The 13570-nt window shown below is 41.9% G+C and carries 11 protein-coding genes; 7 read left to right on the top strand and 4 right to left on the bottom strand.

Annotated features, from left to right (window positions below; genetic code table 11):
* Nucleotides 1–107: 107 nt before the first annotated feature.
* From ACKPQ5_RS05330 to ACKPQ5_RS05310, 5 genes are all read left to right on the top strand, one after another.
* Entirely contained in the window at nucleotides 108–1352 is a 1245-nt protein-coding gene (locus ACKPQ5_RS05330) for a toxin-antitoxin system YwqK family antitoxin (protein WP_407678068.1), read from the top strand.
* A gap of 224 nt (nucleotides 1353–1576) precedes the next feature.
* Nucleotides 1577–2164 (top strand): QcrA and Rieske domain-containing protein, encoded by a 588-nt coding sequence (locus tag ACKPQ5_RS05325; protein WP_407678067.1) that lies wholly within the window; start codon nucleotides 1577–1579, stop codon nucleotides 2162–2164.
* On the top strand, nucleotides 2161–3897 hold the full coding sequence (locus ACKPQ5_RS05320; RefSeq protein WP_407678066.1) for a cytochrome b N-terminal domain-containing protein: 1737 nt from the start codon (nucleotides 2161–2163) through the stop codon (nucleotides 3895–3897). The genes ACKPQ5_RS05325 and ACKPQ5_RS05320 overlap by 4 nt, the downstream gene beginning before the upstream one ends.
* 66 nt (nucleotides 3898–3963) lie before the next feature.
* Nucleotides 3964–4779 carry a hypothetical protein gene (locus tag ACKPQ5_RS05315; RefSeq protein ID WP_407678065.1) on the top strand — a complete coding sequence of 272 codons (816 nt, stop codon included), beginning with the start codon at nucleotides 3964–3966 and terminating at the stop codon, nucleotides 4777–4779.
* Nucleotides 4776–5786: a GYF domain-containing protein gene (locus ACKPQ5_RS05310; protein ID WP_407678064.1), complete on the top strand. Its 1011-nt coding sequence runs from the start codon at nucleotides 4776–4778 to the stop codon at nucleotides 5784–5786. Before ACKPQ5_RS05315 ends, ACKPQ5_RS05310 begins: the two co-directional genes overlap by 4 nt.
* Here the strand turns inward: ACKPQ5_RS05310 and nth are convergent.
* Nucleotides 5783–6436 (bottom strand): endonuclease III, encoded by a 654-nt coding sequence (gene nth, locus ACKPQ5_RS05305; RefSeq protein ID WP_407678063.1) that lies wholly within the window; start codon nucleotides 6434–6436, stop codon nucleotides 5783–5785. The genes ACKPQ5_RS05310 and nth overlap by 4 nt on opposite strands.
* A 200-nt stretch (nucleotides 6437–6636) precedes the next feature.
* Between nth and clpB the strand changes: the two genes are divergently transcribed.
* Together clpB and ACKPQ5_RS05295 are read left to right on the top strand one after the other, a co-directional pair.
* Nucleotides 6637–9228 (top strand): ATP-dependent chaperone ClpB, encoded by a 2592-nt coding sequence (gene clpB, locus ACKPQ5_RS05300; protein WP_456064506.1) that lies wholly within the window; start codon nucleotides 6637–6639, stop codon nucleotides 9226–9228.
* Between the two features lie 279 nt (nucleotides 9229–9507).
* Nucleotides 9508–11211, top strand: a complete 1704-nt coding sequence (locus ACKPQ5_RS05295) for a hypothetical protein (RefSeq protein ID WP_407678061.1) — start codon at nucleotides 9508–9510, stop codon at nucleotides 11209–11211.
* A gap of 45 nt (nucleotides 11212–11256) precedes the next feature.
* Here ACKPQ5_RS05295 and ACKPQ5_RS05290 read toward each other — a convergent pair whose 3' ends face one another.
* The 3 genes from ACKPQ5_RS05290 to ACKPQ5_RS05280 form a co-directional block, all read right to left on the bottom strand.
* Complete coding sequence (locus ACKPQ5_RS05290; RefSeq protein ID WP_407678060.1) at nucleotides 11257–12651, bottom strand: hypothetical protein; 1395 nt, start codon at nucleotides 12649–12651, stop codon at nucleotides 11257–11259.
* A complete protein-coding gene (locus ACKPQ5_RS05285; RefSeq protein WP_407678059.1) occupies nucleotides 12648–13283 on the bottom strand; it encodes an ATP-binding cassette domain-containing protein in 636 nt (211 codons plus the stop codon). Before ACKPQ5_RS05285 ends, ACKPQ5_RS05290 begins: the two co-directional genes overlap by 4 nt.
* Nucleotides 13277–13570, bottom strand: a 294-nt coding sequence (locus ACKPQ5_RS05280; protein WP_407678058.1) for an amidohydrolase family protein, incomplete at its 5' end; no start/stop codon positions are given. The genes ACKPQ5_RS05285 and ACKPQ5_RS05280, both read right to left, overlap by 7 nt.

Raw genomic sequence — 13570 nt, 5'->3', positions numbered from 1 at the left:
AAAAATTAAAATTAATCGAAAACATAATAATAAAGTTTTGACAATAACATTGTAGATTAATGTCCTTCAATCTTGCATTCCTCTTCAAATTGATCACGCTATTTATTATGAAAAATCTGTTCTTAGTTTCTTTTCTTGCCTGTGCTTTATTTTTTTCCTCTTGCCAAAATAGTTATCGGCAAAACATATCCGAAGATTCTTCCTCCCAGGGAATTGTCGGTGTGACCGATGATGCCTTCCAGGTAACTACCGAGGAATACGGTAATTACTTTGAATCTCGATATGGTTTATTGTACCAAAAGTTCAATGACCGCCCGTTTACCGGACGAATTTTATCAATAGAAAAAGGAGAAAGCGGAGATTATGTTTTAGCTGATGAATCTTGGAAAGAAGGAAAAAAAGAGGGTTTAAGTGCTCGCTGGTTTTCGAACGGAATCAAGATGTATGAGAGAAACTATAGTGAGGGACGTTGGCATGGAACAGTAACCCGTTGGTGGCCTAATGGGCAAAAAATGTATGTTCGTGCTTACACAAACGGAACCAGGCATGGAAAAGAAGCAACATGGAGATCGGATGGGTCTCCAATACAATTATCTGAAAAGCCTTTTGTTACACCTAGGCAAGAACCGGTGATATCCGAAGATCGTAAGGATGTGAAGGAAGCCTTGCAGTTCCAGCCGGTTGAGTCTGGAGCTGAAAAAGTTTTCCCAGAAGAAAAATCAATTGTAAACGAACCCTTTCCTTCTCTACCCGGAAGTGATTCGAGTGCAGATTCTTTTCCTTCGTTCCCCTCTGATCCATCCCCAATCTCCAATGAATTTCCACCATTGCCTGACGCTTCAGACACGCCAGCAATCGAAGTCACCCCTTCGATTCCTCAGAATAATCCTGTTTTATCTGATGATTTGTTAGATCTGCCTGGGAGCGGTACGACTGAATTTCCACCACTTCCTGAATCCAGTGAGATACCCTTGGAATCTGCTCCAGAGTTCCCTGCGAGCGATGACGGGTTGCCTCCTCTCCCTGGGCTTCCTGAATCAATGGACGCAAATCTTCCCTCCTTCCCCAGTTCTCCTCCAAGTGATGAGGCTTTACCCCCACTTCCTGGTCTTCCCGAGACAGGTGCTAGCGATCTTCCTGCTTTTCCTGATTCTGGTGGAGACGACTTACCCCCACTTCCTGGTCTTCCCGGTTCTGGCGGAGACGATCTTCCACCGCTACCAGGTTCTGGAACTGATGATCTTCCTCCACTTCCTGGTTTTTCTGATGACTCAAGCGGAGGGCTTCCTCCTTTACCGGGAGATGATTCCTTAGGGGGTGGCTTACCTCCACTTCCTGATTTCCCTGAGTGAAATTGTATATCTAATTTTTCTTACAAAATACGAATTAATCGGGATTCAAATCTGTTAGTTCATCTAAAACTCATTCCATTTAATTGGATATTTGATCTTTTGTGACTTACTTTTTGTTATAATTCATAATGACTAGAAAGCCATTTTTATTTCTTAATTTCATTTTTTCTTAATTATATTTAAAATAAAAAAGATCCAGTATTTTTATTACTTAAAAATTTCATATGACTCAAAAAGCGAATACAAAGAAGGAAACTCCTGAAACCACTAAAAAGTGCTGTTCAGAGGATTCGAGAAGAAAATTTATTGTGGTTTCCACAGTAACTGTCTCTGCTGCTTGTGGGTTGTTTCCACTTGCCTCAGGAATCACCACGGTTTTTGATCCTGTAAAAAAAAGCTCTGGCAAACAAGAAAAGGTACCGTGGACTAAAGTGGCACCATTACAAAACCTTTCCGAAGATGGAAAACCCGCCAAATTCGAAGTTATTTTAGAGCAAGTAAAAGATGCGTGGACCACCTACAAAAATGTACCGGTTGGTGCGGTTTATCTTGCTCGCGATGGAGATGAGGTAACTGCATTTAATTTGAAATGCCCACATCTGGGTTGTGCGGTGGACTATCGTTCGAAGTCTAATGACTATTTTTGTCCATGTCACAACAGCACATTTGGATTGGATGGTTCAGTTACTGATGTTGAAAGTCCAAGCCCTCGGGGGTTGGACACAATGGATACAAAAGTGGAAGAGGGAGTAGTGTGGATTCGATTTCAACAATTCCGTCCCAATATCAGCGATAAAGTTCCCCTGTCATGAACAGATTTTTAGATTGGTTGGACGATCGCTCGGGTATTCGCGGAATAGTGAAAGAAGCACTGTACGAAAAAGTACCGGGTGGTGCAAGATGGAGGTATGTTTGGGGAAGTTGTTTAACATTTGCTTTTTTTACACAGGTAGTAACTGGTACCCTTTTATGGATGTCTTACAGTCCCAGTGCACAGACCGCATGGGAAAGTGTATATTTTATTCAATACCAAGTATGGGGAGGTTGGTTTTTGCGGGGGGTTCATCATTACATGGCCCAAGCAATGATTGTTCTTTTGGTCTTACATTTAATGCAGGTCATGATAGACGGGGCATACAAAGCACCCCGGGAATTAAATTTTTGGTTCGGCATTGCTTTGCTGGGTGTAACATTGGCGCTTTCATTAACTGGCTATTTATTACCTTGGGACCAAAAAGGTTTTTGGGCTACTGCAGTGGCAACAAATTTAATCGCTGAAGTTCCTTTTATTGGTCCAATTCTGCAGAAAATTGTCGTGGGTGGAGTTGAGTATGGTCATCAAACAATTACCCGCTTCTTCGCTTTGCACGCGGGTATTCTTCCCGCAGCTTTAATTGGGCTTGTTGTGGCTCATATTTATCTTTTTCGAAAACATGGAATCCATGTTAAAGAACCCCGCCCTAAAAAAGACTCTTATTTTTGGCCCGATCAAATATTGAAAGATGGAGTCGCTTGCTTAGCGGTTATGTTAGCAGTTATTATCCTGACTCTTTATTTCAAGGGAGCACCTTTGGGACCACCCGCAGATCCATCCAATGAGTTTCCCGCCCGACCGGAGTGGTATTTTTTATTCCTTTTTCAATTGCTCAAGTATGTTCCCGCATTTTGGGGTGCAGTTATAATCCCGTTAGTTCTAGGTTTATTGATATTTATTCAGCCCTTTTTAGGTGCATCTCGAAAAGGTCATCAATTTAATATTGGATTTTGGTGGTGTCTTTTGGCCGGTGCGGCAGGACTTACTTTCCTTGCTTTTTCAGAGGATCGGTCAAACATTAACCATGGCGCTGCTGTAAAAGAAGCGGAATGGCAGGCGAATCGAGTAGTGCAAATCGCACAGGAGGAGGGGATCCCACCTGCCGGTGCGGTTACTTTACTGAGGAAAGATCACGAAAATCGCGGTCGTCGTATATTTGCCGCGCATTGTGCAAGTTGTCACCGCTACAATGGTCACGATGGTAGAGGGTATTCTGTAGAAGAAGATCCTTCCGCCCCTGAACTTGCCGGGTTTGCGAGTCAAGAATGGCTTACTAAATTATTAAATTACGAGCATTACACCTCTCTTGAATATTTTGGTGGAACTGCATTTAAGGACGGAACAATGGCAAAAAAAGTATTACAGAAATTTGATGAAGAGGAGCAGGAATTACTCCCTCAAGTGGCTATTCTTTTATCCGACCTGGCAGAGTTACCTTATCAGGAGAGTCTCACAGAAGAAAGGCGAGAGAGCTTAATGGATATTTTTTATGACGATCTTGCTTGTATAGATTGTCATGATATTGATTCAGAGGGAGAAGGGTCTGCTCCTGATTTAACGGGGTATGGATCGAAGAAATGGATGACCGACTTCATTATTAATCCAGAACATGAAAGGTTTTACGGAAAGAAAAATGATCGCATGCCTGCCTTTGGTCGGGATAATAAACTTACTCCAGAAGAAATTGAAATTGTCGTTGATTGGATACGGTTAAGACCCGCAGAAAAATAAGTTATATTTGGATTCATTCTTTTGTTTTGGAATTTTATCGGTGGGCGTTATTAATAAATCTCTTTTGTGAATATACATGTAAAAAAAGATAATAAAACTTTCGGCCCTTATACCCGTGATGAAATTCTTGAATTCATTCAAGTCGATGAATTAAGCCAAGACGATTTGGGTACATGGGAGGGAGAAGACAGTTGGCTTCCACTTGTTTCTTTACTTGCTTCGCCCCAAGAACCAGAAATCGATTCCTCTGTTTATGACCAGTTTGAAGATGATGAGGTAGATCACGAGAAAATGAAAGAGTGGGAAGATGTCTTCCAAGATGAAGAAGAGAACGATTCTAAAATTACTCATTCACCAACCGATACCATCGAAGGGTCGGATGTTATTCCTCCAGTCGCTCCAGTTCCTGAAATTCGACTGCCCCATGAATCTAATCCTCCTCCGGTTGATAATCCACCACAAATGCCGCAACCGGTTGAAGATACACAGCCCGAAAATGTAATTGGAAATACAGCGGAATATGTTCCACCACCACCTTCATTGCCTTTGCCTCCACCACCCAATGCACCAGCTCGGCAAGTAAATACAAACGAAAAACCGTTGGCGAGAGGTGGGAAAAACCGTATTTCGAGTTCTCATAAAATTAAGGGTCTAAATAAAAATCAAACCGTTATTGTTGTGAAAGGAGAGGGGATAATATCCAAAATTTATTCCACTTCATTATTGTTTATTATTCTTTTTATGGTCGTGGTAATCCTTGGATTTGTAGGATTAATTTTTGCCCCCGATCGAGTGGCTCCTATTTTAAAAAATATTGGAGTACCAGAGGATATGATCGAAAAAATCATATTACCGAATGACAACCAAATAGAAAAGAAGTGAATATTTATGTTTCCAGGGACGGCCAGACTTTTGGTCCTTACACCAGGGATCAAGCCAATCAGTTTATAGGAACGGGTCAACTTCTAGCCACCGATTTCGCGTTGTATGAAGGAGAGTCAGAGTGGAAATCCCTCGGGGTTCTGCTTGGTATTCCAGATACGAATGATTTTGCTGCCGCACCAACTCCGGTAATTCCTGCTTCTTCGCAAAAATCTGTACAGAGTGGCAGTCAAAAGGTCGGAAGGAATACTAATCCTGCCTCTGGTAAACAAGTTCGCCGGGTAAAGATGAACAGTGGCAAATCGGTAGTGATTGCTAAAGAAAAAAGTTTAATTTCGCGAATAATTTCAACTCTAATTGTATTTAGCGTAACCTGCATGCTGGCCTGTGGCGTTGTGGTTGCTCTGTATTTTGCTTTTCCGAGCAAAGTTAGTCCAATTCTCCAAAAATTTGGGATTGTCAGTAAAAAGGTTGAAGCTACCAAAGTGAACAGGATTGCAGCTGTTCAACAAGAACCCAAAAGTGCACTTGAAATTACCTTAAATGAAGAAGATTGGCAGAGACTTCGCTCCACCGATATTATTATTCTTCCTATGGACAAAGGAGATGGTTTCCGGATACTTTCTCCGCCAGAGAAGAAAAGAGGACTTAATGACCAAGATCTCGAGGCCATAGTTCCATTATCTGGGAAAATATTATCCTTAGATTTAACTCATGCCGAAATTAGCGATGAGGGGCTCAAAGTATTATCCAAACTTTCTAGCCTTCAACGATTATACCTGGAGGGAAATAAAGAAATCACGGTAGATGGCCTTGCTCACTTAAAGAGTCTAGAAAACCTAACTTATTTAAATTTGGTACGAATCGAATTGAATGAAGAACTAGTTGATTTATTAATTTCGATGAAAAGTTTACGCGAAATTTATTTATATGATACTGGCTTAAATGAGGATTCGATTACCCGGCTTACAGATGCAAGACCGAAAGTATTTGTAAATGGCGGCTAAGATTTTTTTGCGATCACTTTTGATTTTCTCTTCGGAAACAGAGCCTTGCAGATTGGGCATTCCAAACCAAAACAATTTCTTGCCTGGCAAAATTCCCGACCATAGAAAATAATTTGTAGGTGCAACTCGTTCCACCTTTCCATTGGAAAAAGTTTTTTTAAATCTCTTTCCGTTTGCACGACACTTTTTCCACTGGTTAATTTCCATCGTTGAGCAAGCCGGTGAATATGAGTGTCCACTGGAAAGGATGGAAACCCAAATGACTGTGCCATTACTACGGATGCCGTTTTATGTCCCACTCCTGGAAGTTCCTCTAATTCCTCGAAACTCCTTGGTACTTGCCCCTCGTGTTTATCCAATAGAATTTGGGATAGTCCGTGGATGGCTTGTGCTTTTCTCGGACTTAACCCACAAGGCCTCACTATTGAATTTATTTCATCCACCGAAAGTTGCGACATGGAAAGTGGGTTCGATGCGAGTTGGAAAAGATTTGGTGTGATTTTATTTACTCTTGCATCAGTGCATTGAGCGGAGAGTAAAACGGCAATCAACAAGGTGTAAGAATCCTTGTGGTCTAGCGGAATCGGTGGGTTGGGGTATAATTTAGCCAATTCATGATCAACCAAAGTAGCTCTCTCAGAAATTTTCATTTGATTAGAATTAAGTAAATTTCTCGTGATTACAATCGAACTAAGTGAGACAATATGTCTCGTTGTGGTTTTTTCAGCCCTACTTTGTCCCGGTTTTTCTATTAGTGAAAAATGAGTTATTCCTCTAAATCGTTGGTTTTATCTAAGGATTAGTCTAATAATCGAATCGGAACGCAACTTGCACTAGTACAACCATGAATATCGATCCTGAAAAATTTACTGAACTTGGAATTTCTGCAATAAAAGAGATGGCAGAAGTGGCGAAACGAAATGGCCAACAAGAAGTTGAAGTTTGGCATTTAACTTCCGCTTTGATTGCGCAGGAGAATGGAATTGTACCGGCGTTATTAGATGAGATGGGAGTGGGAATCGCACCGGTTCAACTGGGTCTACAGAGAGAACTTAAAAATTTACCCAAGATTGCAGGCGATATCAATACATCTCGCTCTTACGCTTCCGTTGCATTGACTGAGGCGATTGAAAAGGGGCAAAAAGTTTCGGTTGAGATGCAGGATGATTATGTGAGCACAGAACATTTGTTACTTGGACTAGCCAGTGTGGGTAAACCCGCGACCTATACTCAATTCCTGAAAAATTTTGATCTCTCTGAAAAAAAGATTAAAGAAACCTTACAAAATTTAAGAGGTGGCCAGAAAATAAACTCACGTACTCCAGAGAATTCTTTTCGAGCTCTTAAAAAATATGGAATCGATTTAGTGGAACAGGCGAAGTCTGGTAAACTGGATCCCGTGATCGGGAGAGATTCAGAGATTCGTCGAGTCATTCGAATACTATCTCGTAAGACGAAAAATAACCCCGTTCTCATAGGTGAACCGGGCGTAGGTAAAACTGCCATTGTAGAAGGATTGGCCCAGCGAATTGTACGTGGCGACGTACCCGAAGGGCTTAAAGATAAAACTATTTTTACTTTGGAAATGGGTTCTTTGTTAGCCGGAGCAAAATTCCGAGGTGAATTTGAGGAACGCTTGAAGGCAGTCCTAAACGAAGTAAGCAAAGCGGAGGGAAGAATAGTTCTTTTCATTGACGAGATGCATACCATTGTTGGAGCCGGAAAGGCTGAGGGTGCAATTGATGCGGGAAATATGTTGAAACCGATGCTCGCTCGAGGTGAACTTCATTGTATCGGAGCAACAACGCTCAATGAATATCGTCAGAATATTGAAAAAGACGCTGCTCTCGAGCGTCGTTTTCAAACGGTACTTGTGGAGCAACCTAATGTGGAGGACACGATTTCGATTCTTCGAGGCTTGCGCGAACGCTTTGAAATTCACCATGGCGTGAATATTCGGGATGAAGCGTTGGTTAACGCTGCAGTGCTTTCCAATCGCTATATTTCGGACCGTTTCTTACCCGATAAAGCAATTGATCTTGTTGACGAAGCCTGTGCTATGATTCGTACGGAATTGGACAGTATGCCCTCTGAATTAGACGAAATTAGCCGTCGCGTTCTCCAACTTGAGATCGAAGAAACTGCACTTAAGCAGGAGAAGGATAAGTCCAGTAAGGACCGCTTGGAAACACTTCGCAAGGAATTGGGTAATGCTCGGGACAAGATGGAGACCATCAAGCGACAGTGGGAAAATGAACGTAAGGGCATCGACGATGTCCGGGTACTCCGAGAGCAAATTGAAACGATGCGGGCTGATATGGAGCGTGCCGAACGAGCCTATGATTTGAATCTGGTTGCTGAGCTTAAACATGGAAAACTTCCCACTTTGGAAGCAGAATTGGAATCTCTCGAAAAAATGGAGAAAAAAGAGGATTCGATCCTCAAGGAAGAAGTTACTGCTGAAGAAATTGCCGATATTGTGGCCCGTTGGACTGGCGTACCGGTGACTAAATTAATTGAAGGCGAGCGGGAAAAAATTCTCCGTCTGCAAAGTATTTTACATGAGCGTGTGATTGGCCAGGACGAAGCGGTGGATGCCGTTTCTGAAGCGATCATGCGTGCACGTGCGGGTATTAAAGATCCGAACCGCCCAATCGGATCATTCCTTTTTCTTGGCCCTACCGGAGTCGGAAAGACCGAGCTTGCCAAGACGCTTGCAGAGAGCCTGTTCGATAGCGAAAATAATGTCGTCCGTATCGATATGTCTGAATACATGGAGAAGCATTCTGTGGCTCGTCTGATCGGTGCACCTCCTGGTTATGTTGGGTATGAGGAAGGCGGACAACTGACCGAAGCAGTGCGCCGTAAACCATATTCCGTAATTCTTTTTGATGAGATTGAAAAAGCACACCCCGATGTCTTCAATGTTTTGCTCCAATTGATGGACGATGGACGCCTCACAGACTCGCAGGGTCGAACGGTGGACTTTAAGAATGTAGTGGTCATCATGACCTCCAATGTGGGTAGCCGTTACCTGCAGGAAAACTTGATCGATAATGAAATTTCTGAATCCGCCCGCGAGTCGGTCATGGCAGATTTACGGGATCATTTTCGTCCAGAATTTCTTAACCGAATTGACGATACGGTTTTATTCAAGCCCCTCTCACTCGAAGAAATTACTGAAATTGTCGACCTGCTCCTCAATAGCCTGAACAAACGCCTAGAGGACCGAAAGGTAACTGTCGTATTCACGGATGCTGCTAAGAAATGGATCGGGGAAAAAGGGTACGACCCCACTTATGGAGCCCGCCCGCTTAAGCGATTCTTACAGAAGCAAGTCGAGACCCAACTGGCGCGTGCTTTAGTCGCCGGTGAAGTAGAGGAGGGGAGTGAAGTCGCCTTTTCAGTAAAGGATGACGAACTTGTGATGAAGGTTGGTTAGATTTAGTCTTTGAGTCGATCGATAAGTGTGTTTTATGTAAACTTGGCCCTCGAACCAACTGCCTCGGTTGCAGTGTTCATTGATGTCACTTCTAGGATCGAAGAGATTCTCAATACAAATTTTCTCTTTTGGTTTACAAAGATAATTGATTTTTCAAATTAAATTAAACTGCTGATTATCTGATATTTATATTATTCATTATAACTTAGTTGATCTTTTATAATGGCATGCGTTTCTTACAGGTCGTAATATAATCAACTTTATTGACATACCATACTTATGAAAAAATCATATCTTTCTATTCTCTTTCCCGCTTTTCTCCTTATTTGTAGTTGCGGAAAAAATAATTCTTCCGCGAACAATGAGACTGAAATTGAAGTCCTCCCTCCCCTTATTCCTGAGATCGAGGTATCTGGAATTGAGTCCAAACCAGTTGGGTATGCCAAGACGATAAGCATTTCAAAGCTTTTACAAAAAATAGTTACTGTAGGACAAGTGGTAAAACCGGGTCCTGAAATTGCAATGCTTCCTGCTTTAGCCGGGATGGCTTTAGGTGATCCCGCACTAGTTTCAATCGATCCGGATACACCTGTCACAATAGTATTACTTGATGATATTACTATCGGTGCTCAACCCAGCTTTATTCTAGCGGTGAAATTAAAACCCGAAAGTCCGGTTAAGAAGCAGGCTGAGAATGTTGGTATGAAAACAATGGAAGTGGATGGATGGACATTAGCAACGATGAATCCAAAATTATTCGAAGATGTGAAGGATTGGTCCTCCTTTTTGGCTTTTGTCAAAGAGGATCCAACTGATGATATTGAAATCGGCGGACGACTAAAGTTTCTTTTTAAGGATCTAGAAAAGATGAAAGCTTCGGCTTTGGGAGGGTTGAGCATTACTCCTTTCCCGGTCGAGGTGCAGTCTCACCTTGGTAATCTCATTTCTGTTTCACTGGATGAATTGGCCACTGTAGAAGCAGTGAAGTTCGATGTGTCCCTTTCTGCAGAGGAGATTATGACTCGCACCACAATCTCTGCCCAAAAGGATACGGAGATATTTTCTCTCTTTTCTGCCCAGCCTGAGCTGTTCACTTTAGATGCTTCTCAATATATTAAAAGTAATGGGTTTATGGACATGCTAGTCAATCTTGATCCAGAAAGTTGGGTTCACTATACAGAATATTTTGTTGGCAGGATTGAAAAAGGGCTTACTCACCCGAAATCCAAAGAATCCGCTTCAAAACTCATTTCTTTGATTCGTGAGGGAAGCAAACTTTATGACGGACAAGCTGTGATGAGCTACAGCACATCTGATGATATTGAAAATCCAATACAGGTGGTACAGTTGGGTGGAACGCAGATGTCCTCCGAGGAATGGGAGAAATTATCAACCGAATCAATTTCTCTAATTAAAGAAATATTTGCCAGTGATATGATTAAAAATTCGGGTCTCAAATATGAAATTAATTTCGTGGAGGATTCAATTTTGGATAATAATAAAATTTTCCGCTATGATATGATTATGGACGCAAATAAAAGTGACAATATAGACCTTCCCAATCTTACATCCTATTCTAACACTTCTGTTTTTTTTGTGGTTGATAATGGCTTCTATATCTCGGCCACCAGTAAGCCAGAACTTCTTGAATTATTGGGTGCGGTGAAGTCAGGGATCCCAGTGAAAAATAATATCGGGGAACAAATTAAGCTGGAAAAGGGAGAGATTTTAAAATGGCGAATTGATATCGTACGCTATGCCGAATTAGTTATGAAAATCGTGGAGACAACGGGTGGGGTTAATTTCGGAGGTGCATTGGACGGTCTTTTGGAATTGGATACACCTGCAGTAACTGGGAGTGCAAAACTGGGACAGGGAAGGCTATCTACTGAAGTGAGTATTCCTTTACAATCGATTAAGGTAGGGGTTGATTACATTGAGTCGCTAAAATCGAAGGTAGAAAAGAATGCAATCTCCGAGTAATTATGTATGAATAATTTAATTTATTAGCTGAAGCAAAGCTTTAGATTAATCAATCAGTCTCACAACCGATTTTTCGATTACTCGCTGATTTATAAAAATATAAATGAGACCATAGACGAAGATGTAGGCAAAAGTCTGAAAAGAAATGCCACTGTTTATTGTGATTCCGTATGCAATTGCTTGATTGGCTAAGAGCGATTTAAGGGTGTATCCAGCTATCACTGAACCCCCTAAAATAAAAATAAAGAGTTTGAGGAATCGGGTGAATATTACATGCGACACCTGTACATTGGAGAAACCAAGGAGCAGGAGATTCTTTGCCTGTTCACTTGCCTGGGCAACTACCAGGCGAAAACTAGTGGCAAAAGTGGTAATAGAAAGTAGAGAAAGCAGAGCACCAATTCCCACCATTCCAAGAAAAAGTGTCTGGATTACTTTTTTGATTATATCCTGTTCTGGGAATTCCCGATTGATTTCATATCCTTTTTTCTGAATGTGGGAAGTAAATGAGGTACTGGGATTATCCTCAATCTCAAGGATGATCCGAGAGGGGCCAGTTTTCTTCTTTCCTTCTAATAGAGCCTGAGTTGCGGGGGAACGTTCAGCAGGATTTTCAAGTGGTGAAATTTCCCAGTTTTTAAACTCTAGTTCGTTTCGAAGCGTGGCAAGAGTGGAGCGAGTAATAGGAGGACCCTCAATGGAACCCTCTTTCCAAAGAAATAAAAAGTCATTTGCTTCGGGTTGCCCGAATTTCTTATTGGCCCATTCCAGGAAGTTTTTGGGTACAAGTACGCTATTGATTCGTTTACTAAATGCCACAAACCGACCTTCTAAAGTAGTCTCCCTGTTTTTTCCGATGAAGAGTTCGATGGGCATTCCAGTTGCGGCATCAGTGGAGAGGGCGGGGTATTCTACCCTGGATGGGGCGAGACCAAAATTCCATAGGTCGAGGTAGAACTTGGGAACCATAATGGGTACGATCTCAGAGTTTTCATCCCAGTGCCAGTCCTCGGGGACGAAATCGAGAAATTCATCGGGGATCGATTCAAAGAACAGGTCAGTCTTTGCAGCTGCTCCTAGTCCAACCTTCCCGGATGGCCAAATATACAGAGTGAGAGGAAATTGATTACGGGTAAACCCACCGATTCTTTGCACACCCTCAAGGGTTTTAATTTCATTCAGTTCTTCAGTAGAGAAAGTTCGTTCATTTTTACCAAGGTTGACCAAGGCCCCTCCTTCCACCTTTTTGTTCAAGGTGAAATAGTTTTTTGCCACTTCTTTCTCATTAAGTAATGAGGAGGTATCCTGATAAAGTTGAATCGCGAGAATGAGGAGAGTTGATCCAATAAGGCATCCGAGTGAGGCAATCCATAACTCTCGCCTTGGCCCCGGTACATTCAGGCATGACTGAAGGATTGATTTTGAAAAGGACTGTTTCACAAAGAGAGAGTACGGTCAAAAGGAAGGGGCGGGGATTCTCCCAAAGAGGTTACAAGAACAGTGGCTTCGTTCGCTCGGGCAATTTCTTCTATTAAGGAAGAAGACAATTTCTCATTTTTCTTATCAAGGTGACTAAACGGCTCGTCAAGAAGGAGAAGTTTAAATGGTTTTCGAAGAGTTCTTATGATCGCAATTCGTTGCCGTTGTCCAAAGGAGAGGTTTTCGATTGGCTTAGAAAGAAACTCCTCCATACCTAATCGTTCTGCCATCTCCGTATCCGATGGAACCTGTGGGTTGGACTCAGGAATCAAAGTAATGTTTTCCTGTGCACTGAGCTTGGGGAAGAGCCTGAGTTCCTGGAATAGAAGAGCAATCTTTTGGCTTCTTAATCTAGTCCAATCCCCCATTTCTTGTTTTTCCACAGACTGGCCATCAATAGACGCTTCACCAGAATAGTCATTTCGTAGACCGTACAGAAGGTGGAGCAGGGTAGACTTTCCTTTTCCTGAATGTGCGGATATTAGTGTGAAACTTTTTGGTTCGATATTTAAACGGGTTCCCCAAACATCTGAACGAGCAACCATTTCCTTGGGAATGGGCTCAGGTTTAACTTGATTAAGTTCAATTAACATGGAAGGAGGGAAAAAATATTTTGGTGAAAGAGTGCGTCTTTTTCGTCATCGCTCAGATCTGCAACTTTATGAATTTCTTTTATAAATGTCGAGAAGTCAGGCTTACTTTGAACCTTTGGGAAAATTTTCAATGGATAATCTGTGCCCCAGATAATTTTTTTATGTCCAACGGTATCGATTAGTTTTCGATAGATTGAGGATTCGTAGAGAAGTGGACAGGCAGCCAAATCATAATAAACATTACGAAGTTCGTTTCGAACTTTTGGATTAAGTTCATAAAAAGGAAA

The organism is Candidatus Seribacter sulfatis, from assembly GCF_964187635.1.
GTDB lineage: Bacteria > Verrucomicrobiota > Verrucomicrobiia > Opitutales > Seribacteraceae > Seribacter > Seribacter sulfatis.
This window is presented reverse-complemented; position numbering and strand designations above follow the sequence as displayed.